Below are 21,839 nucleotides of genomic sequence, written 5' to 3' on the forward strand. Positions count from 1 at the left end.
TTGTTTTAACTCACTCGCTAATTAACCAACCACGTTCAAGCCATTGATTAATTTTAGTAATTAAAAACCCAGCGATTTTCTCGCCTGGGAGTTCATTTAAACAGGATTGACATAACTGTGCAAAGGGTGTGTTTTGTTTTAATAAACTCAGTAAGCGGTATTCTTGTGCATCAACGCTTAAATATTGTGTACGCCTTTGAGCATCACGTGCTACAACCCAAAAGCGAGGTTCTGAGACTCTTGGCTCTGGCGGTGTTTGCTTTTGTTTTATTGCCTGCCAACTTTCAACCGCCAACGTATTAAACACAACTAACTGAACACTTGGATGTAATTTTAATAGTAAAGTTGGCCATTGCTGAGGTTCAATACTTTCAAGCTCTGATACATTAAGTAATGTTTTATCGCTTGCATCAAAAGTACTTAGTAATAGTCGTTCAAATTTTGCTATATCTGCAAGTATGGGGTAATCACTAAAAGGAGTATTAGCGGCTAAATAATCTGGTAGCTTCTCTGCAAAAATTCGTAGTGACGTATGAGTTGAAGGATATAAAGCTAAATAACCATCAACCATCATCTCAAATAAATCATCACCTAAGTAAATGCCCAACTGTTCGTGATCTTGCTCAATCACGGCTCTTAAGCGAATTTTATAAGCGCTTTGATAAATAGAGAGTCGCTGTTGTGTATTTAACTGCCCTTGCTGCGCAATTTGCTCGCTAATATCCGAACTTTCTCCTTGCAGTAAATCCATAAACTGTTGTTGCAGCTTTGCTAAACCACTCATGACCTTATATCCCAAAACGGTTTCACTAGCGCTTTGGCATGCTCAAGCTCAGTAATTAAATCATCAAGGGAGCCAATATTATCATCGCGTTCAATCATGGTACTTACCGGATTTAATGTTTTTGCATACTGAGCATATAAGTCCCATACCGCATCGGGAACATCTTCATCGTGCGTATCTATAATATGCGTACCAAAGTCTTGATGTCCTGCTAAGTGAATTTGTGCAATAGCTGTACTCGGAATAGCTGATAAATAATCCATTGCATTAAAGTCGTGATTACGCGCACTTACATAAGCATTATTTACATCCATTAAAAACTTACAGCCTGTTTGCTTATGTAATTGCGCTAAGAATTCCCACTCACTCATTTGTGAATCGTTATAGGTTAAATAGCTCGATACATTTTCAAAAATCATTTCGCGCCCTAGGTAGTCCTGAACTTGCGAAATTTTATTTGCTAAATGATCAAGCGCCTCTGAGGTGTAAGGCATTGGTAGTAAATCGTGGCTATTAATACCGCCCACTTGGGTAAAACATAAATGATCAGACACCCAATGCGGCTCAACCCTCGCAATTGTGTTTTTTAACTGATTTAAGTAGTCCTTATCAATAGGGTCAATACTACCAATTGACATTGATACCCCATGCATAACAATCGGATAATCTGCTCTTATTTTATTTAAATAATGCCAAGGTTTTCCACCGGCTACAAAATAGTTTTCTGAAATAATTTCAAACCAATCTACAGCTGGTTTATCTGCAATAATTTGCTCAAAATGCGGGGCTCTTAGTCCTAAACCAAAACCTAAAAAACGATTTGTCATAAACTTCCTTAATAAGCCTGAATAATAAACACATCGTTCAAGCTTATTTTATGCGTTCGATAAATTGGTATTAGCTACCTACAGAACCACCAATATCACCACATGCTTTTGCAGGCATTGATACAAAACCGGTGCCTTTACATGATGCATGTCCAGCACAAGCATTATTAGCAGTCTTACAATCGTTATGACCGCCACACACATTTACATCGTTACAATGTACTAAATCTGCTTTAGCTACACTGCCAACCCATTTATCTTTTACTGTACCGCCAACGTCAGCACATGATTTTGCAGGCATTGCTACAAAACCAGTCCCTTTACATGACGCTTGACCTGCACATGCATTCTCAGCTGTTTTACAATCGTTATGGCCACCACATACATTCGCATCATAACAATGAACTAAATCAGTTGTTGCGCCATTACTAGCAACTGCACTTGATGTTGCCGTTTCTGCCTCTGTTGCATTACAACCAACTAAACCTGCTACCATTACAGCCATTGCTGCACCTGTAAACTTTTTCATTTTTTAATTCCTCTAAGTGATATAACTCTTAGCAAGACCGCTAAAGCGAAAATACTATTTCAGTGGAGTGATAATAAACCAAAAAAATTCACACTTTGTTCACTAATGTCACTTTATATTTCTTTATTAGCAGGCAGTTTTACTCTACGATTTTTTACAATATTTCACACATTTAGCTAAAAATAGTATGTTAATGTATACAGGTAAATTAAGAGGAGTGCTCAGTGCGCCGCAGTATAATTTTAAGCTTTTGTTTTATTTTAAGTGGGTGTAGCACAATGGGTTTTAATGACCTATTTAATGACTATGCCACACAAATGACACCAATAAGAAATGCGATCGAGAAAAACAACATCGAAGAAGCGCAATCCCTTATTGCTAATAATAGCACCCTGCACAGCAGCTACTTACTCAACCAACTTGAGCAAGCTCGTTTAAACGACTTAGCAAATACACCAGATGATGCACAAAGTAAATTTGAGAACGTGTATACGCAAATGCAAAAAAAGCGTGAAGCCGCCAAAATACAAGTTAGTGCGGGCCTTGAACAAAGTAACGCTTTATTTACCAACGACTCAGCAATAACTTATGTGCCACCCGCTTACGAAATGAGCATGCTTCATAGTTATAAAGCACTTAACTACGTGTATAAAAATGATGTTGAAGGCGCATTGGTCGAAATTCGCCGAGCTAATAAAGTACAAGTTGATGCGCTTAGCGAGAATGAAGCAGAAGTAGACTCAACCGTTAAAGAAGCTCAGCAACACTACCCAAGCATGAGCAATGTAACCAGAAACATAAAAAATGGCTTTCAAAATGCCTACACATTTTACTTATCTGCTTTGCTTTACCAAAGTGCTAAACAATACGACGACGCCTATATCGATTATAAAAAAGCATTGGCTATACAACCTAACAATATTTATTTACAGCAAGATGTGATGCGCCTTGCTAAAAAACAAGGGTTTGACCAAGATCTAAATGAATTTAAAAAACGCTTTGGCGATACGCCCACTATTTCTTCATCACAAGGCGAAGTAATTGTTTTATTTGAACAAGGATTAGTACCAAAACAAGATGAATTTAAACTGCGCTTGCCAATTTATTCATCACGTGGCGATGCACGCTTTTACAGCTTGGCGATGCCGGTATATAAAGATAATGCCTATGTGCGCCGCCTTAACAATATAAATATAGATGCACAAAGCTTGGCGCTTAGCCCACTGGTACACATTGAGGCACTTGCAGCTAAAACTCTAGAAGATCAAATACCTGCAAAAGTCGCTCGCCAAGTACTCAGATTAGTAGCCAAAGAGAAAGTACGGGCAGAACTTGCTCGCAGTGCCGGTGATGTAGGTAACATACTTGCTAATATTTATAATTTGGCGTCTGAGCAAGCTGATACACGCAGCTGGCTTACACTTCCAAATCAAATAAGTGTCGCAAGGCAAAGCCTAAATACAGGTGAGCATTCTGTGCATATAGGCACACAAGCACCCATAAATTTTACCATTAGTAAGCAAGGGTTAACGTTAATTTACTTAACCTCTATTAATAACTACTTTAATTACCACGTAGTTCAACTTTAGGAGCCATCATGAAATACATAGCGCCATTATTAGCAGCCTTAATGCTCAGTGCATGTTCCAGCCAACCGGTTACATCGGGTATTTCTGTTGAACAAAATAAAAACCAGTTTAATGAGCAATTACGTGTAGATAACCCAGAGCTTGGTAAAAAGCTGGCCATTACTGATGTGAAAACACGTCAAACCAACCAGTTAACCGATGTAGTAGTGACACTTTCGAGCCAGTATAAAAAATCACAATATTTACAGTATCAGTTTAATTGGTTTGATAAAGACGGCTTTGTAATTAAAGGCAACCATTCACCTTGGCAAGCACTCACCTTATTTGGTTTTGCAAAAACACAATTACCGGGCTTAGCACCGAGCTCTGATGCGGTTACCTTTTCTTTAGCAGTAAGAGAAGTGTCTACCGAATCACAAGAATTTAAAGATTAAAGGAAACAACCATGATCATGAGTAACAAATTTAAAACAGTATCAACTTACGCTTTAGTTGGCTTGAGCGCTTTAGTATTAAGTGGCTGTGCTAATAAAGCCGTAGTAAGTTATGGCGATGCACAAGCAGTAGAAACAACCGATATTAATTTTGGCTCTACCGATTTACAAAAAGTAGCGAGCCAAATGACCGATTCATTACTCAGCTCACCCGTTGTTGGCACAATGACCGCTAATAAACGCCCTGTAGTATTTGTTGAGCGTATTAAAAACAAAACTAGTGAGCACATTGATACTGAATCAATCACCGATTCAATCTCAACGCAAATGCTACGCAGTGGTAAATTCCGTTTTGTAGATATGACGCGTGTTGAGTCAGTGCGTGAGCAATTAACGTTTCAAAACGAAGATGCCCTTGTTAACCCTGCAACAGCCGTTGCATTTGGTAAACAAATTGGCGCGCAATATATGTTATACGGAAATTTATCGAGCATAGTTAAATCAAATGCCGATAAATCAGACGTATACTATAAATTTACGATGCGTTTAATGGATATGGAAAGCGGCCTAGTTGAATGGGCTGACGAAACTGAAATTCGTAAAACTAAAGAAAAATCGACATTTGGTTGGTAGTTACTAAGCCTTTACGGGCTAATAAGCCCATAAAGGCTACCAATAGGAGATTATTATGAAAGCTATAATATTAATAATGTGTGCCCTACTTAGTGTGAGCGCGCCAACTTTTGCTCAATACGAGCGCAATAAAGCAGTCCCTGTGCAGCAAGTTTTATTTGGTGACGTAAAATCGGTACGCAATATTACCGAACAAGAAATCATTCAAGACAAAAACAACGGCTGGAAAACCTTCGGCGGTGCATTACTCGGTGGTGTTGTAGGCAACCAGTTTGGTGGCGGTAGCGGCCGCACAGTAGCAACAATATTAGGCTCGGTAATTGGCGGCAGTGTTGCACATAATAGGCAGCAGCAAAGTCATTATCAGCAAAATCATTTTGTAGAGTTATTAATACAAGTTGAAAACGGCGACCAGTTTATGGTTGTTCAAGATCAAGACCAATCAATGCGCTTTAGCAAAGGCGATAACGTAAGATTAGTGTACTTGAACGACAACACGGTGCGTGTAGATAAAGCGTATTAGCCAATATATTCATGACTAATGTAAAAAACGAGCCAAATTTGGCTCGTTTTTTTATTTTTTAAATAACTATACTTGGCGATAGTCTTTAAAAAAGCGCTTCATTTTTAACATCGCATCAGATAAATCATCTTTACTTGGTAAAAATACCAATCTAAAATGATCCGGCTCGGGCCAATTAAACGCCCTGCCATGTACAAGTAATATTTTTTCGGCTTTTAGCAAATCGTACATCATCTTTTCATCATCTTTAACGTTAAAAAGTGCTGTATCTACTTTGGCAAACGCATAGAGCGCGCCTTTAGGTTTTTTACAACTAATGCCTTCAATAGCGTTTAACCCGCGCCATGCTATATCGCGCTGCTCGTATAAGCGCCCACCTGGGTTAATTAAATTATCAATTGATTGCACGCCGCCCAACGCTTGTTGAATTGCATATTGCGCAGGTACATTGGCGCACAAACGCATAGATGAAAGTATTTCAAGGCCTTTGCGTAAATCATCCATTACCGAGGTACGACCGCTTAGAACCATCCACCCCATTCTTAGCCCCGCTGCACGGTAGGTTTTTGCTAAACCATTGAAAGTAATGATTGGTACATCATCACACAGTGAGCCGATTGAAGTATGCGTTATACCATCGTATAAAATCTTTTCGTAAATCTCATCGCTCAATAACAGCAGTTTATGTTCACGCGCTATATCAATTAATTGCATTAACAAATCATCACTGTAAACCGCACCTGTCGGATTATTAGGATTAATTAATACCAAAGCTTTAGTTTTAGACGTTATTTTGCTTTTTATATCGGCAATATCCGGAAACCAATCTTGCTCTTCATCACATAAATAATGCACCGGATTACCACCCGATAATGTTACAGAAGCAGTCCAAAGTGGATAATCTGGAGCTGGAATAAGCACTTCATCGCCATTATTTAATAGCGCTTGGGTGATCATCTGAATAAGTTCGCTTACGCCATTACCAATATATATGCTATCTACATCTAAATTATGTAATCCACGTTGTTGATAGTGCTGATAAATAGCCACGCGGGCTGAATAGAGGCCTTTAGAGTCACAGTAACCTTGGGCTGAATATAAGTTGCGGATAATATCGCGGTGCATATCTTCTGGCATATCAAAACCAAAAGCAGCCGGATTACCTATATTCAATTTTAATACTTTTTGACCTTCGTCTTCCATTTTTTTAGCTTGTGCTAAAACCGGCCCACGAATGTCATAACATACACCTTCTAATTTGTGACTCTTTTTAATATCAGACATTTTTACCTCTTTAGGGCGTATTGACTTTATGGATTAAATTTGTTCAACCTAGGGGCGATTTAATCGCGGCGCGAGATTTGTAACCTAGTGGGCTAAGTAAAAATTGAGTAACAAAGAGAAAATAGCCCCTAGGAAGAACCCTCTGGGCAATGCGTGTTTGGATTTTATGTGTTGTTATCGCCTATTTATGTGGAAAAACCACACTGCATAGGCTCTGCCTAACCTAAAAACCAGACACTCGTTGCAAATTCAATCCCGAAAGATCAACACGCCCTAGTGAATCTTTAGACTAACCTAGTAAAGGCGTAAAATGCCAGTCAATTTAGGTGCTTAATACTGAAATAAATTCACGTTTCAGCTTCAATAATTAACGAGATGCTAACCATTCATTTAGCTTAGCTTGAGAGCCTGTTACTTGAGCCATTAAGCTATTAGATGCGTCGATAGCTTCAGCTAAGTTATCTAGGTTTAAATTTTGTTCAATAACACGCGATACTTCAGCAAGGCTTGAAGCACCAAACTGCGCCGCATTCGATTTTAAGCTATGGGAGTGGCGAATAGCTGCTTCTTTATCTTTACCAATGGTTGCTAACACTTCTGAGCCTAAACGTTCAAACTCTGAGCAGCAAAAATCAAGTGTATCAGCAAACTGCTCACCCAATAACGATTCCATACTCTCTAATGCTGATGTATCAATATTTATTTCTGTCATATTTTAAGCCCTTAAAACAATCCATGTAAGTTACAGTTTAATAGTACTACTTTATATTGATGCGTAAAAAAAACCAACTTAATTACCTTATAAATGTATAATTGCGAGGATCATACTGGCAACAAAAAGTTTATTAAATGGCACGCACACTTTGTAATCATTGTAACTTTTCACTAAACACCTGTATTTGCAACGCAATTACAAATATAAACAACAAAGTTACGGTTATTATTCTACAGCACCCGAGTGAAGAAAAAATAGCAAAAAATACCGCTAAACTACTCAATTTATGCCTAACTGATTGCCAAATAATCAAAGGCGAAAATAATGATGACTTTTCCATACTAAAAACACTGCCAGTAAGCTCAACTGTTTTACTCTACCCTAACGAACACGCTGTAAATTTAGACGATAACACTGAGCAACCAAATGTAAAAAAAATCACCCATTTAATCGTGGTTGATGGTACATGGAAAAAAGCCTACAAAATTTTGCAGCTCACCACATTACTAAATCAATTTAAAACGGTCAGTTTTAAACAGCTACCTAAAAATCGTTATGCTATTCGTAAAGCCCCTCGGGCCGACAGCCTATCCACACTTGAGGCTGTAGCGCATAGTTTGTTTTTAATAGAGCAGCTAAATCCCGCACCACTTTATAATACGCTTAATGAATTAATACAAAAACAAACCCAACACATGCCCGAGCACGTAAAAGCACGTTACTTAGATTAAATTCGTTACTATATGAAACTTGCAATGCGTAACTACCCTAACAGACTAAAACGTGGCTTTACTCGCCAAGGACCCGACTATCGCTTTGACGACCAAGTCGACTTTAGCGATATAAGAGATACCTTCGGCTTTAGGTCAATGGTCGTTGGTAAATGGGTAACTAAAGAAGAGCGCTACATTAGCGCCAATTTAATTTACGATGCACTGGCCGACCTTGCGCAAATACTGCATTTACCACCTAAAGCAATTGGCCTGCGCGGCAAGCTTAACTTTGCATTTGGCCATGGTGGTCAAAAAGGCGTGCAAGCGCATTATAATGCAGCCTCTCAAACACTTGCTCTTGCAAAAAATGCAGGCGGTGGTGCACTTGCTCATGAATGGTTCCATGCGTTTGACCATCATATAAGCGAGCACTTATTTGCAGCAAAACCCCGCTTTGGTTTTGCCTCAAAATTGTGGCTTTCAAACACGCCTAATTTATCGCATCCACTTAATAATGCTTTGAACAGTTTTTATAAACATGTATTTTTAGATGAAGATGGTATTGATGCAAATAACTTTGTACAAGCGTGTATAGAACACGATAAAGCCCACAATATGAATTATATGAGCATGCCAGAAGAGCTTGCAGCACGGTGTTTTGAAGCCTGTATTGAAGGCCACACATATATAAAAAATAGCTTTTTGGTGGGAGGCTTAAAAAGTAGTAATTTAATATACCCAAATAGTGAGCATATTAATAAAGCAAATGAAGCGCTTAACCAGTACTTTGAACTACTGGGTTATGCGCTTCATAAAATGGACGAGTAATGCCTATATTTGGTGATTATTTATCGTCACTAATACGACTTGCTACTGCGCTGCTTTGATCTTTATATTTTGCATCTTTACGAATATTGTATGGGTTTTCACACGGGCCCGATAACATTTCAAAGCTCATAGCACCAATTTTCATCAGTGGGCGTAGTGCCAGTGGTAATTTACCTGAGTTGTAAAACTCTAAAACAATATTACCGCTCCAGCCTGGGTCTATTCGATGCGCGGTTACATGCACCATTAAACCCAAACGCGCAAGCGATGAGCGTCCATCTAACCAGCCTACTATATCTGCTGGTAGAGTTACTTTTTCATGGGTAATAGCTAGTGCAAGTTCACCTGGGTGTAAAAAGAATGCTTCACCTTCATCAAGCACTATTTCTTCACTCATGATCGATTCCATGGCCTTATTTAACTGATCTTTTGGACCACTTAAATCGACGTATGCCGCGTTATGCGCATTAAACGTTCTAAATTTATTACCCAAGCGTAAATCGGCAGTCACGCCTGAAATCATCTCGCTCGTTGGTGCAGGCTCAATAACAATGCGGCCATCGCTTAAGTATTCTTTAATATGTGTGTCTGAAAGTCTCATTATTTATTAATCTTCCGTAATCACAATTTCAATTGCATTGTGATGCTGTTGATAATAAAGCGTGCTGGCTATTAACCTTGCTGCTGCGCTGTATGTTTTGCTTATTGCGGCATCGTTATCGCTTGCAATAAGTTTACCTTGCTCAGAATACTCGCGTATATCTATTGCAAGTGGAATATGGCTAAGTACAGGCACGCCGTGCTTATGCGCCAGTTTTTGTGCACCGTCTTTACCAAAAACGTGGTTAGCTTCACCACAGTGAGTACAAATGTAGTGGCTCATATTTTCTATTAAGCCAAGCACCGGTACGTTTACCTTATTAAACATAGCAATACCTTTTTGCGCATCGGCTAGCGCTAAATCTTGCGGTGTAGTGACAATAACGGTGCCGCTAGCGGGTACTTTTTGGCTCATTGTAAGCTGAATATCACCGGTGCCCGGTGGCATATCAACAATTAAGTAGTCAAGCTCGCCCCAATCGGTTTCGTTAAGTAACTGGCTCAGCGCGCCTGACGCCATTGGTCCACGCCATACCGTGGCATCATCGCTTGGAACTAAAAAGCCAATTGACTGCGCTTTAATGCCATTTGCATCAAAAGGCTGTAGCTGTTTGTTATCTTTAGTGACGGGCTCTGCGCCCACTAATCCTAAAAGCATTGGGATAGATGGGCCATAAATGTCAGCATCTAAAATACCCACCTTTGCGCCTTCATTTTTAAGCGCGCCTGCCAAGTTAACAGCAGTAGTCGACTTACCTACCCCACCTTTGCCTGAGGCAATAAGTACAATATGTTTAATCGTCTTAAACTTAGCCGCCTCTTTAATGATAACCTTGGCGCTAATTGTTACAGGCACATTTAAGCTTTCACTTACGTGTTGCTCAACTAAAGGCATTTCTGATTGCCCAGCAAATGGCAGAGTTAATTTAATGTGTAGTGATTTATCGTCATTTTGAGTAATAGTATCAATGAAGCTTTCGTCAATACCGACGGCAAAAGCCGCACTACGATATGCCGCTAAGGCAGTTATAATCGGTTGTTTTTGCACCGATTTAGAAGAGAATAATTTCGACAGTCCAAACATAGCAATTAAATAGCGTTTCTTTGATGAAAAGTGCCACGGAATTATGTAACATTCAGGGCATTAACACCAGTCAATTAATAAAAATCCATAAGCTGTGCGCACTCTAAGCAGATAGCTTGTAGATAAATTAATGATAATTGCCGTTTGTATAATAAAAACGGCGTTTTATCCTCAATTCGGAATGATTATGACGCAGCGAAAGATCCTGATTACCAGCGCATTACCTTATGCAAATGGCCCTACTCACCTAGGTCATTTATTGGAATATATTCAAACTGATATTTGGTCACGTTTTCAAAAACTACAAGGCCACGAAGCTTATTATGTTTGCGCAGACGATGCCCACGGCACGCCAATTATGCTTAATGCGCAAAAGCAAGGGATCACGCCTGAAGAAATGGTAAAACAAGTGAGCATAGAGCGCCAACGCGACTTTGCTGACTTTAATATCAAATTTGATAACTACCACAGCACGCACAGCCAAGAAAACAAAGAATTAAGCGAACTTATTTATAACCGCCTAAACGATGCCGGTCATATTAAAAAGCACACTATTTCGCAATTATTCGATCCTGAAAAAGGTATTTTCTTACCAGACCGCTTTGTAACAGGTACTTGCCCAACGTGTAAGTCTGAAAACCAAAACGGCGATAGCTGTGATTCGTGTGGTGCTACATACAGCCCTACCGAACTCATTAACCCGCGTTCTGTAATGTCAGGTGCTGAGCCTGTACTTAAAGATTCTGAGCATTACTTTTTTGACCTGCCAGCATTTGAAGGCATGCTCAAAGAGTGGTTACACTCGGGAACTATTCAACAAGAAATGGCTAACAAGCTAGACGAATGGTTTACCGATGGCTTGCAACAGTGGGATATTAGCCGTGACGCACCTTATTTTGGTTTTGAAATCCCAAATGCACCAGGCAAATATTTTTACGTTTGGTTAGATGCACCTATTGGTTACATGGCGAGTTTTAAAAACCTATGTGACGAAAAAGGCCTCGACTTTGATGCGTTTTGGGCTGAAGGTTCAGACGCAGAGCTTTATCACTTTATTGGTAAAGACATTATCTACTTCCACAGCTTATTTTGGCCAGCAATGCTAGAAGGCGCTAATTTTAGAAAGCCAACTAACGTATTCGCTCATGGTTTTGTAACTGTGAATGGCGAAAAAATGTCTAAATCTAAGGGTACGTTTATTAAAGCGCGTACTTATTTAGATAACTTAAACCCAGAATACTTACGTTACTACTACGCAGCAAAATTAAGCAGCGGTATTGTTGATCTGGATTTAAACCTAGAAGACTTTGCACAGCGCGTAAATTCAGACCTAGTAGGTAAAGTAGTCAACATAGCGAGCCGTTGTGCTGGCTTTATTACTAAAAAGTTTGATGGCAAGCTAAGCAACACTATTATGCAACCAGAGCTGTTAGCAGAGTTTCAAGCTGCTGCACCGAGCATTACAACACACTACGAGAACCGCGATTACAGCCGCGCAATTCGCGAAATAATGGCGCTTGCCGACAAAGCAAACCAATTTATTGATGGCGCAGCGCCTTGGGTATTAATTAAAGACGAAACTAAGCAACAAGAAGCACACGAAGTGTGTTCTCTTGGTCTTAACTTGTTCCGCGTTTTAATTACTTACTTAAAACCCGTGCTACCAGGAATGGCAGACAACGTACAAGCGTTTTTAAATGACGACCTTGCATGGGACGGCGTTCAAAATGCACTAGTAAGCCACCCTATCAATAAATTTAAACCGTTAATGCAACGTGTTGAAATGGATAAAGTGAACAAAATGGTTGAAGAATCTAAAGAAAGCTTAGCACCAAAAGTAACAATTGACCCTAACAGCCCACTTGCAAAAGAGCCAATTAGCGACGAGATTGAGTTCGATGATTTTGCAAAAGTAGACCTACGCGTAGCTAAAATTGCTAAAGCAGAGCACGTAGAAGGCGCAGATAAACTACTTAAGCTAACACTTGATTTAGGCGGCGAAACTCGCCAAGTGTTTGCGGGTATTAAATCGGCTTATGCACCTGAGGATATCGAAGGCAAGCTAACCGTTATGGTTGCTAACCTTAAGCCTCGTAAAATGCGCTTTGGTATGTCTGAAGGCATGGTATTGGCAGCAGGCCCTGGCGGAAAAGAAATTTATATTCTTAACCCAGATGACGGCTCAGAGCCTGGTATGCGCGTAATGTAATATTATTCATACAATAAAAAAACCGCTGATATGTCAGCGGTTTTTTTATGGGCTAAAGTAATGTTTAGTCGTATATTAAATACCGAACAAGAGCGTAGTGTTCTTACCAAGCTTGTAAAAAAATATATAAGTAAACTGCCTAAATAGGCAGTTATATTTTAACTCTAAAATTAATTATCTTATTTAATTGAGCTTTTTCAATACGCGGTCTTTTCTTGGTAGGTAATAGTTATCGTAATCAAGAGACACTATAACGCGCTCTGCTTTTCCTAATAACTCATTACGCGGAATTAAACCTATTACACGCGAGTCAGCGCTATTGTCGCGGTTATCGCCCATTGCTAAATAATAATCATCAGGAATTGTAATTGCATCAAAGCCCGATAAACGTGAAGGAATATTTGCCACTCTTATCGAATGCGCTAACCCGTTTAAATCTTCGATTTTATCAAGCGAGTCTATGTTGCTTTGCTGATCTGCATAAGTAAGTTTTTTACCATTAATAATGAGCTCATTATTTTCAAGCGCAACGGTGTCTCCTGGCACACCAATTACACGTTTAATTAAACGGTTATCGGCAGCTTGTGAGTCAAAAACAATAATATCACCGGTTTGTGGGTCCGCTAGTTTAAGTAGTTTTATATGCGTAAATGGGACACGAATATCGTAGGCCATTTTATCGGTAAGTATTCTGTCACCTTCTTGAATTGTTGGCTTCATAGAGCCTGTTGGCACTTCGTACCAATCGGCTACAGCGCTTCTAAATACGCTCATTAGTGCAATAAATACGATAAGAGAGCGGTTGTTTTTCCAAAACTTATAAACTAATTTCATGCCTATTCCCTTCAATTGAACAAGTCTTTAATTAAGTAACTGTTTATATGACTTTGCTATTTAGCTGCAGTTCAATCAATGATGTAACAAAACATGTTGACTACTAATTTTAATTGATCGATTAAATTTAGAGCGTCGTAACATTTAACGAAACCAACGGGTATTAACTTAAAGGAAAAATAAAATGTTTAAGAAAATTACTACTGCATTATTGTTTACAACTGCAAGCCTTGGATTTACTACAATGGCTTATGCTGATCATCATGGTATGAAAAAAGACGTTGTTGAAGTAGCCGTTGAAAATGGTTCGTTCACTACTCTTGTTGCTGCTGTTAAAGCCGCAGGTTTAGTTGAAACACTGCAAGGTAAAGGACCCTTTACTATTTTTGCACCAACAGATGCTGCATTTTCTAAATTACCTGAAGGCACTGTAGAAATGTTACTCAAGCCTGAAAACAAAGATAAGCTAACGGCGGTATTAACTTATCACGTAGTGTCTGGAAAAGTGATGGCAGCCGATGTAATGAAGGTAGATAGTGCGAAAACACTACAAGGCCAATCAGTTATGGTTAAAGCCGACAGCATGGGCGTAATGATAAATGACGCTAAAGTTGTAAAAGCTGATGTAAAAGCAAGCAACGGCGTAATTCATGTTATCGACACCGTACTACTTCCAAAAGAGTAGTCATAAAAGAATAAGCCAACTAAAAAAGCATAAGTAAATACTTATGCTTTTTTATTTATTTTTGTTTCATGACATAACAAATTATTGATTTAGTTTTTCTTTCGCTTCTTTTACTTTTTCAAAATCTAAACCAAGTTCGTCAGTCGCTTCTTTAATAAGATGCGGTTGAGTCATCACGACTGCCATTAGTTGCTGTAGCTTTTCTGGCGGAATACCAAGCTCTTGAACAAGCGCCATTGCCATCATTGGGTTTTGAGTAAACGCTTCAAACAATGCTTTTACTTTTTCGTCGCTTACATTGTGCTCTTTAAGTATTGCTAGTATTGGATTCATTATTAAACCTTAAGTGTTTTTTATAGGGCTTAGTATATGGGCTAAACCCTAAAATTAAAGAGTTACTCTACAAGTAAAACCACTTTTCCTGCGTTTTCATTACGCTCTAAAATAGCATGGGCTTCGTTTGCGTCGCTCCAAGGCAATGTTTTATACAAGTTAAAGTCGTACTTTTTAGTGGCAATATCATTGTAAAAACGCGCTACAAAGTCGTCGCGCACCTGACGTTTAAACTCAATACTACGATTTCTAAGCGTTGAGGCATGAAACGAAATACGCTTTTGTAAAAGCGCCGCAAAATCAACCTCTGCAAAACGTCCATCTAAAAATGCAAGCATCACAATTTGGCAATCCATGGCTGCAATAGCGGCATTTTTATTTAAGTAACTACCCGAAACAGGATCTACAATTGCATTTGCTGTTAACTCATTTGCTTTCATATATTCTACAAAGTCGGTGGTTTTGTAGTTAATTGCATGATCGGCACCGAGTTCTTTTGCGTGTTGGCATTTATCATCCGTACCAGCGGTAATAACTACGGTAGCACCTGCGCTTTTAGCCATTTGAATTGCTGCACCGCCCACACCACTAGCACCTGCATGAATAAGCGCTGTTTGCCCTTTTTGTAATTTACCAAGCTCAAATAACGCGCCAAATGCCGTTAAATACACTTCGCTTATTGCAGCGCCTTCAGCCATTGTTACATCATCGGGTAATTCCATAAGCTGTTTTGCATCAACTGCTACATATTCGCTATAAGCACCACCAGAGCACAATGTAAAAATACGCTTGTTTAGCCAGCTTTTATCTACATCTTTTCCAAGCTCAGTAACTGTACCCGCACATTCTAAACCTAAAATAGGGCTATCTCCCGCAGGGGCCGGGTATTTACCTTGGCGCTGCATACTGTCTGCACGGTTTACACCTATTGCTGCAACTTTAACAAGTACTTCATGGCTCTTTAAAACCGGCTTTTCGGTTTCACTAAATGCAAGGTTGCCATCTTCATGAGAAATATATTTCATTGTTGCTCCAAGTTTAAAAACTGTAATAACATATAGATGGGGATGATCACAGATTCAAACAACCTCAAAAGCGCCAACTTTGTTTATAAGGATAAACATCGGGTAGATAACCATTATGTACTTGTTGCTGACAACTCTGCCAAAACGTCGCTAAAAACAAGTTACTGTGCTCATTATTAAAATAGTTAAACGCAATATCGTTGGCACTAAAAAACACCTTAAATTGGCTCGGAAATATATCGTTTTCAGCTATATCAAAATACGAGTTACTACTTAGCTCTTCGAGTGCATTTTGGGTTTGTGGAACGTCTCTAAAGTTGCAATCGGTTAGTGGGCAAATTTCGTCAAAGTCGTAAAACACCACTCGCCCCCATCGCGTTACACCAAAGTTTTTCATTAGCATGTCGCCCGGAAATATATTAGCGCCCGCTAACTCTTTAATTGCTTTACCGTAGTCATGCATTACTCGTTCTAGGGTTTTGTTATCGCATTGGTTAATATATAAATTAAGCGGGGTCATTTTACGCTCAACATAAACGTGCTTTAAAATGAGTGCCTTACCCGATATAACCATACTGCTACCAATTTGGTTTTTCATCTGCTCAAGCAGTTCGTCGCTAAAACGGCTTAAATCAAACGCTAAATATCTAAACTCGTGTGTGTCTACCAAACGCCCAACCCTATCGGCTTGTTTTACAAAGTTATACTTGTCTATCACTTGTGCTTTGGTGGCTGTTTTTGGCGCACTAAATTTGTCTTTAATTACTTTATAAACGTAATCTAGCCCTTCAATAGTAAATACCAGCATTACCATACCTGGCGTCCCTGGTGCTGTGACATACTTGAAGTTGGCTGGGCTATTTTTAGTCGTATCGACCTTATACCGATAAAACTCAGTTTTGGCGTGCTTTATAAAACCAATGGCGTTAAATAACTCAAAGCGTTGTTTGTGTGGCATTAACACACTTAAGTAATCTACATAACGAGCGGGCTTATCGGTATCAACCATAAAATAGGTGCGTGCAAAGCCAAATAATAAACTTAATTGATCGGCGCCCATCATTACAGCATCAAGCTTTAGTCCCTCATCGGTATTTAAAATAGCGATAGCAAAAGGCATATTGTCGCCATTTTTAGCAATGCAGCGCCCAATTAAATAACAGGCTTTGTTTCTAAAAAATAATGAGTTGGCGTATTCAATATAACCGTCGTTTAAATTTATAAGTTCGTACACCTGTTTGCATTGCTGCTTAGCGCCTTGCATTAACGTACTTTGTAATGTGGCTACATCGCGTTCTAAATGACTAAACGGCACTCTAAATACTTGATTAGTGATAAGCGTTTTAACGGCGTTATTAAACCCATTATGTAGCGATACCCTGCTCACTAAGCTTTCATAAGAGCGTGGCTCACTACGATACTTTGCTTTTAATACAAACAAATGCACAGTACGAATTTTTTTATCGTCCCAAATTGCGCCAAACGTTGAATTAAAAAAAGTATGCGCAATAGGTTTGTTTTCGTGATTTTGTACCATATCGCCGTAAATATTTTTAGCTAACTGCCACGTTTGCGGGCAAGTAAGCTCAGCATAAGCAATAACTCTCACGGCTTCACTCACGTTTTTCACTTCGCGCTCATACACTTGTAAACGTTCACGCATAGCACTTTGCACACTGTGGTACTGTCGTTGTTCAAAACGGCTTTGTGCACCCAGTGTAATATTTAAAAATTGCGAAAACATCGCCTCAAATCCAGCAAAAACAGATCGTGCAAGCTTACTGGCAATAACGTTTTGCAGCGTATTATTAGATTGATGTGTTAGCCTATTTTGCATAAATACAGCACTTATATTGATGCCAGTTATGGCGGTTATTTTTTATTAATTGTTTACACCTTAGCAAGCAGGCTTTAATTTAGATAATTAATACAGCATATAAATAGAATTTATTGGGCGTATTGACCTTTCGAGGTTAATTTTGCAGCCGTGTATTTGGTTTATAAGCAAGGCAAAGTACATGTAGTGTGGTGGCTCCCCATAAATGTACTTTAACGCTGCATAAAGGCCAAATACACACTGCCCATAGGGTTCTTTCTAGGGACGATTAACTCTTTGTTGCTCGATTTTTACTTAGCCCACTAGGTGGCAAACCTCGCGCCGCGATTAAATCGCCCCTAGATTGAACAAATTTCAACCCTGAAAGGCCAACACGCCCATATGAATATAAGAAATGTCGATCTTAACCTTCTCGTTTATTTAAATGTGTTAATAGATGAAAAAAGTGTGTCGAAAGCTGCAAATAAACTCGCGCTTACGCAACCGGCTATGAGTAACGCATTAAAACGTTTGCGCGATTTATTTGACGACCCGCTACTTGTGCGTGCCGCAGGCTCTATGACGCCAACGGCAAAGGCACTTGCGTTAAAGCCTGAAGTTGAGGCGCTCTTAAAAATGGCCGAAGCTATTACGCAGCCTAGTGAGCAATTTAACCCTGCAACCGCTGAAGTTACCTTTAGAATAATGGCAAATGACTACATAGAGTCGACCTTAATAGCCCCTTTTATAACTGCGCAGCTTAGTAAAAATCCCGGTATTAATTTTGATGTATTAAGTCCAAGCGACATAAACCTGCAAGACATGGAAAAAGGCACTATAGATTTAGCAATAAATCGCTTTAATGGTTTGCCACGCTCGTTTCATCAAGCCAGTGTATGGCGCGATAATTACTGTTGTTTAACCCATCCTAAAAATACATTTTTACAACAATCAGGGTTAGACGACTACTTAAAAAAAGAGCATATTTGGGTAAATCGTGCCGGCTGGGGGCCTGAAGCCGCTGTTACTAATAAATCAGGAAAGCAAAAATTAGGCTGGGTAGATGAAGCGCTTTGGCAACTAGAACAAACCCGTAAAATACGTGTTTTTACTCGCCACTACATGGTCGCAAGCCTGCTTTGCCAATCAGAGCAACTTATTGCCACCCTACCGCGCAGGCAAGCTAAATTATTAACCTCTCATACTGATTTGGTAATCAGCCCGGTGCCATTCCAAATAGTGCCTATTGAAGTAAAAATGATATGGAGCCCACTGCTGCACCATGCGCCAGCGCACCAATGGTTAAGGCGTGAGTTATTAGCGTTTGCTAAAACGATCGCAGATAGATAAATTATTATTTTCATCACATCAAACACTAGGTATTTTACTATCGCGCATACTGTCCAAGCTTTACTTTCATTAGAAGAATATAATGATAAACAAACTTAATAATAAGAATAACGATACTGCAAATATAATTTTTGCTGTCTTTCAAAAGTCCTATGCTATAGAGGCTAAACTGATTGGCGCGCATAACTTTCCTCCTTTAGCGCGTAATATTAAAGGTATAAAAAAATCAGAAACAACCTTTTATGGCTACAGCGAAAATGAATGTTTAGCAGCCGTTATTGAAGTAGATACAAACAACGAGTGTTTAGATATTTGTAGTTTAACCGTTGATCCTAGTCATTTTAAAAAAGGTATCGCAAGTAAGCTAATAAGTTATGTTTTAGCGATGGATGATTTTTCTCATGCAATAGTGGAGACTGCGGTTGCTAATACTCCTGCAATAAATTTATATAAAAAGCATGGCTTCGTGGAATTTAAAAGATGGACTCCTTCACATGGTATTGAAAAGCTGGCTATGTCGGTCGTAATTTAAATCAGTATTTCAAAATAGGTAATTTACAAATGGATAGTGCATCAATAATTGCGTGGAGTGTTTTGTTTGGAGGCATAGGTATTGGCTACCTTACTTACGGGCGAAGAAAAAAAGCCGTAGTACCGCTTTGTATTGGTTTGTCGCTATTGGTATTTCCGTATTTTATGAGCAGTGTTAGCATGCTGTTGATTGTAGGCGCTATTTTAGTGGCTATTCCCTACTTTATTAAAATTTAATATTACTATTGTTACGGCTAAATAAAATACACGAGAAAATAAAAAAGCGCCGTGGTATTCAACTTTGGGAAAATACCATGGCGCTTTTGGAAATCGTCGATATAGGAGTCTACCTACAGTGTAAGATTAGCAAGCTTAGTACCAACTTCATAAAACAATTAAAATTCAATAAAAACAATTAACTAAGCATCCACCTTAACTCATCAACTAATCCCCTTGTTCCAGTTTTGTGCACGTTTTTACCGCTCTGCACCAAATTAATTAGTATAATTTAGGTATGTTTTCTATTTTTTATTTAGTTTTAAAACTTACTATTGATGAAATCAATGTCAGTTATTGAAAACAACAATTTCATTAATAATACACTTAGCGCTAGAGTGAAGTTAAGCCAACAAACTAAGAGTAATAATTATGACAACATCAAGCTTCACACAACAAGACGGGTTATTTATTGATGCTAACTTACATCAGTTTATTGAAGAGCAGTTATGCGCAAAAACTAACACCACTGAAACTTACCAAGCATTAGCTACTTTAGTTGATGAGTTTGGTTGTAAATGCCGTAAAACAAAGCACCAACCAAATGATGTATTAGAAGTGGATACATTGCTAAACGCATACCAACTTAAAAACCACCCACTTTGCCATGTTGATGCACAAACGACAGAAGCCGTTTTAGACGAATATTGCTGCCAGGTTCCTGCAATTATTGTTGTTGCGTTAATGGATACGCTTAGTGGTACGCAGTGCGATGAACCTCAAGCACATGAGATTTACCATCGTGCAGCGCAGTTAACCAACCGCCCTTGCATGCACAGAGTAAAAACTGCCTCAGCAGCTTAATAATGAATGTGTTTAAAAGTGCTCGATAACCTTCTTTGCAAAGCCAGTACAAGTTAAGGTTGTCGAGTTATGAATACTTGAGTTATCGCTCTGCTCTTGCGCTAAATCAAAGGTTACTTCACCGCTTTTAAATGTTTGCTCTAACGCATTTTCTATTAGTAATGCGGCCTCGTCCCATCCCATAAATTTAAGCATTAATACCGCACTTAAAATACTACTGCTGGGGTTTGCTTTATTTTGCCCTGCTATACGTTCAAACGTGCCGTGTGTAGGCTCAAAAAATGCGACATCGTTATTTAAATTTGCAGCAGGCATTATGCCAACACCGCCAACTTGTGCGCTCAGCATATCCGCTAAAAAGTCACCATTTTGATTAGTCGTCACCACTACATCAAATTGCTCTGGGTGCATTAAACATTGCTGCAGCATGTTGTCGGCTATAACTTCTTTAATAATTAGAGGTGCTTGATTTACTCGCTCTATTTGCAGCCAACGCCCATTTTCATGTGCAGTGGCATTAAATTCGCTTTGTGCAAGTGCATACCCCCAACGCTTAAATGCCCCATCGGTAAATTTAAGTACATTGCCTTTATGCACTAGCGTTAATGATTCACTATCGTTTTTAAGTGCATAGTTAATGGCAAAGCGCATTAGTCGCTCAGAGCCTTCTTTAGATATATTTTTAATACCAATACCGCATTCTTGTGAAAACCTTAAGCGGGTTACGCCCATTTCCTCACATAAAAAATCGAGCATTTTTTCGCTTTCTACACTCCCTGCTTGCCACTCAATACCTGAGTACACGTCTTCGCTGCTATCACGAAGCACTGTTATGTTTGTTAAAAAAGGATTTTTTAAAGGAGAAGGAAGTGCGCTAAAGCCTTTTATAGTTCGCATATTTACAAACAAATCCATTTCTTGCCTGAGTGCAACATTAAGCGATCTAAAGCCACCACCCAGTGGTGTGGTTAACGGCCCTTTTATGGCAATTTTGCAGGCACGTACCGCGTTAATTGTTTCTTGTGGAAACCAGTCACCGTCATACAGCTTTGCGGCCTGCTCGCCATTATAAACTTGCATCCAATGAATTTTCCGTGCACTTTTATAACAATGCTCAATTGCACTATCAACAACGTGGCGCATCACCGGCATAACATCCAGCCCCACGCCATCGCCATCAATAAAAGCAATGATTGGTTCTAACGGTATTTGCCAATGTCCTTGTGCATCAATAGTGATATTTTGGCCGTGCTCAGGAACTTGAATATGCTGATACGTCATGGCTAAAACCTAACTTAAAATAACGATTAATTGATTAAACCATGCTTAGCTAGAGGTGTCTGTATTTGTACTTTTATAGTTACTATCATTTTAAAAAATAAAGAATTAGGCGTGATTATTTATCCATTTAGTTGGTCTTGTATATTAAGCCTG

Annotated in this window: 24 protein-coding genes; 12 read left to right on the plus strand and 12 right to left on the minus strand. The window is 39.1% G+C overall.

The features are described 5' to 3' along the window. Positions 1-10: 10 nt before the first annotated feature. The 3 genes from H5159_RS04925 to H5159_RS04935 form a co-directional block, all read right to left on the minus strand. Positions 11-784 carry a DNA-binding domain-containing protein gene (locus H5159_RS04925; protein ID WP_024595108.1) on the minus strand — a complete coding sequence of 258 codons (774 nt, stop codon included), beginning with the start codon at positions 782-784 and terminating at the stop codon, positions 11-13. Beyond that, positions 781-1,611, minus strand: a complete 831-nt coding sequence (locus tag H5159_RS04930) for a DUF692 domain-containing protein (RefSeq protein WP_182779830.1) — start codon at positions 1,609-1,611, stop codon at positions 781-783. Before H5159_RS04930 ends, H5159_RS04925 begins: the two co-directional genes overlap by 4 nt. Positions 1,612-1,681: 70 nt before the next feature. Then, positions 1,682-2,140, minus strand: a complete 459-nt coding sequence (locus H5159_RS04935) for a hypothetical protein (RefSeq protein ID WP_024595110.1) — start codon at positions 2,138-2,140, stop codon at positions 1,682-1,684. A 224-nt stretch (positions 2,141-2,364) separates the two neighbouring features. On the opposite strand from H5159_RS04935, the gene H5159_RS04940 reads away from it, so the two are divergent. Genes H5159_RS04940 through H5159_RS04955 form a run of 4 tightly spaced genes read left to right on the plus strand, consistent with a single transcriptional unit; the run spans position 2,365 to position 5,318 of the window. Further along, positions 2,365-3,729: a COG3014 family protein gene (locus H5159_RS04940; protein ID WP_024595111.1), complete on the plus strand. Its 1,365-nt coding sequence runs from the start codon at positions 2,365-2,367 to the stop codon at positions 3,727-3,729. An 8-nt stretch (positions 3,730-3,737) separates the two neighbouring features. Continuing rightward, the gene (locus tag H5159_RS04945) at positions 3,738-4,163 is read left to right on the plus strand and encodes a YcfL family protein (protein ID WP_002959678.1); all 426 of its coding nucleotides are present in this window, start codon (positions 3,738-3,740) and stop codon (positions 4,161-4,163) included. An 11-nt stretch (positions 4,164-4,174) separates the two neighbouring features. Next, on the plus strand, positions 4,175-4,795 hold the full coding sequence (gene lpoB, locus H5159_RS04950; RefSeq protein ID WP_182779831.1) for a penicillin-binding protein activator LpoB: 621 nt from the start codon (positions 4,175-4,177) through the stop codon (positions 4,793-4,795). A gap of 55 nt (positions 4,796-4,850) precedes the next feature. After that, positions 4,851-5,318, plus strand: coding sequence for a glycine zipper 2TM domain-containing protein (locus H5159_RS04955; protein ID WP_002959676.1), 468 nt, complete (start codon positions 4,851-4,853; stop codon positions 5,316-5,318). Positions 5,319-5,384: 66 nt separating this feature from the next. Here H5159_RS04955 and H5159_RS04960 read toward each other — a convergent pair whose 3' ends face one another. Together H5159_RS04960 and H5159_RS04965 are read right to left on the minus strand one after the other, a co-directional pair. Next, positions 5,385-6,602 (minus strand): pyridoxal phosphate-dependent aminotransferase, encoded by a 1,218-nt coding sequence (locus H5159_RS04960; RefSeq protein WP_024597609.1) that lies wholly within the window; start codon positions 6,600-6,602, stop codon positions 5,385-5,387. Positions 6,603-6,969: 367 nt separating this feature from the next. Then, positions 6,970-7,314, minus strand: a complete 345-nt coding sequence (locus H5159_RS04965; protein WP_002959674.1) for an Hpt domain-containing protein — start codon at positions 7,312-7,314, stop codon at positions 6,970-6,972. Positions 7,315-7,451: 137 nt separating this feature from the next. Here H5159_RS04965 and H5159_RS04970 point away from each other — a divergent pair, with 137 nt between their 5' ends. Beyond that, positions 7,452-8,048, plus strand: coding sequence for a tRNA-uridine aminocarboxypropyltransferase (locus H5159_RS04970; RefSeq protein ID WP_182715319.1), 597 nt, complete (start codon positions 7,452-7,454; stop codon positions 8,046-8,048). A 24-nt stretch (positions 8,049-8,072) separates the two neighbouring features. Next, entirely contained in the window at positions 8,073-8,858 is a 786-nt protein-coding gene (locus H5159_RS04975) for a CLCA_X family protein (protein WP_033021010.1), read from the plus strand. Positions 8,859-8,874: 16 nt separating this feature from the next. Here H5159_RS04975 and dcd read toward each other — a convergent pair whose 3' ends face one another. Next, the gene (gene dcd, locus H5159_RS04980) at positions 8,875-9,459 is read right to left on the minus strand and encodes a dCTP deaminase (RefSeq protein ID WP_002959670.1); all 585 of its coding nucleotides are present in this window, start codon (positions 9,457-9,459) and stop codon (positions 8,875-8,877) included. A 6-nt stretch (positions 9,460-9,465) separates the two neighbouring features. Next, entirely contained in the window at positions 9,466-10,542 is a 1,077-nt protein-coding gene (gene apbC, locus H5159_RS04985; RefSeq protein ID WP_182779832.1) for an iron-sulfur cluster carrier protein ApbC, read from the minus strand. 187 nt (positions 10,543-10,729) lie between these two features. On the opposite strand from apbC, the gene metG reads away from it, so the two are divergent. After that, on the plus strand, positions 10,730-12,751 hold the full coding sequence (gene metG, locus H5159_RS04990) for a methionine--tRNA ligase (protein ID WP_024597613.1): 2,022 nt from the start codon (positions 10,730-10,732) through the stop codon (positions 12,749-12,751). Between the two features lie 183 nt (positions 12,752-12,934). On the opposite strand, the gene lepB is transcribed toward metG, so the two are convergent. After that, on the minus strand, positions 12,935-13,585 hold the full coding sequence (lepB, locus tag H5159_RS04995; protein WP_182768950.1) for a signal peptidase I: 651 nt from the start codon (positions 13,583-13,585) through the stop codon (positions 12,935-12,937). A 184-nt stretch (positions 13,586-13,769) separates the two neighbouring features. Here lepB and H5159_RS05000 point away from each other — a divergent pair, with 184 nt between their 5' ends. Beyond that, positions 13,770-14,270 carry a fasciclin domain-containing protein gene (locus H5159_RS05000; RefSeq protein WP_007582534.1) on the plus strand — a complete coding sequence of 167 codons (501 nt, stop codon included), beginning with the start codon at positions 13,770-13,772 and terminating at the stop codon, positions 14,268-14,270. Between the two features lie 81 nt (positions 14,271-14,351). Here the strand turns inward: H5159_RS05000 and H5159_RS05005 are convergent, their stop codons facing one another. The 3 genes from H5159_RS05005 to aceK all read right to left on the minus strand — a co-directional run bounded on the left by H5159_RS05005 (position 14,352) and on the right by aceK (position 17,465). After that, entirely contained in the window at positions 14,352-14,603 is a 252-nt protein-coding gene (locus H5159_RS05005) for a DUF2999 family protein (protein WP_007582532.1), read from the minus strand. 62 nt (positions 14,604-14,665) lie between these two features. After that, positions 14,666-15,628: a zinc-binding dehydrogenase gene (locus H5159_RS05010; RefSeq protein ID WP_024595341.1), complete on the minus strand. Its 963-nt coding sequence runs from the start codon at positions 15,626-15,628 to the stop codon at positions 14,666-14,668. 64 nt (positions 15,629-15,692) lie between these two features. Next, positions 15,693-17,465, minus strand: coding sequence for a bifunctional isocitrate dehydrogenase kinase/phosphatase (gene aceK, locus H5159_RS05015; protein ID WP_182779833.1), 1,773 nt, complete (start codon positions 17,463-17,465; stop codon positions 15,693-15,695). 381 nt (positions 17,466-17,846) lie between these two features. Here aceK and H5159_RS05020 point away from each other — a divergent pair, with 381 nt between their 5' ends. The 4 genes from H5159_RS05020 (at position 17,847) to H5159_RS05035 (ending at position 20,405) form a co-directional block, all read left to right on the plus strand. Continuing rightward, the gene (locus H5159_RS05020) at positions 17,847-18,794 is read left to right on the plus strand and encodes a LysR family transcriptional regulator (RefSeq protein WP_182711345.1); all 948 of its coding nucleotides are present in this window, start codon (positions 17,847-17,849) and stop codon (positions 18,792-18,794) included. Between the two features lie 82 nt (positions 18,795-18,876). Next, positions 18,877-19,326: an N-acetyltransferase gene (locus H5159_RS05025; protein WP_182711346.1), complete on the plus strand. Its 450-nt coding sequence runs from the start codon at positions 18,877-18,879 to the stop codon at positions 19,324-19,326. A 29-nt stretch (positions 19,327-19,355) separates the two neighbouring features. Further along, the gene (locus H5159_RS05030; protein WP_007375422.1) at positions 19,356-19,562 is read left to right on the plus strand and encodes a hypothetical protein; all 207 of its coding nucleotides are present in this window, start codon (positions 19,356-19,358) and stop codon (positions 19,560-19,562) included. 411 nt (positions 19,563-19,973) lie between these two features. Next, complete coding sequence (locus H5159_RS05035; RefSeq protein WP_002961558.1) at positions 19,974-20,405, plus strand: hypothetical protein; 432 nt, start codon at positions 19,974-19,976, stop codon at positions 20,403-20,405. A gap of 12 nt (positions 20,406-20,417) precedes the next feature. On the opposite strand, the gene icd is transcribed toward H5159_RS05035, so the two are convergent. Continuing rightward, the gene (gene icd / locus H5159_RS05040) at positions 20,418-21,686 is read right to left on the minus strand and encodes an NADP-dependent isocitrate dehydrogenase (protein ID WP_138488944.1); all 1,269 of its coding nucleotides are present in this window, start codon (positions 21,684-21,686) and stop codon (positions 20,418-20,420) included. Positions 21,687-21,839: the final 153 nt, after the last annotated feature.

Origin of the sequence: Pseudoalteromonas sp. SG43-1 (assembly GCF_014164415.1) — a bacterium.
GTDB lineage: Bacteria > Pseudomonadota > Gammaproteobacteria > Enterobacterales > Alteromonadaceae > Pseudoalteromonas > Pseudoalteromonas distincta.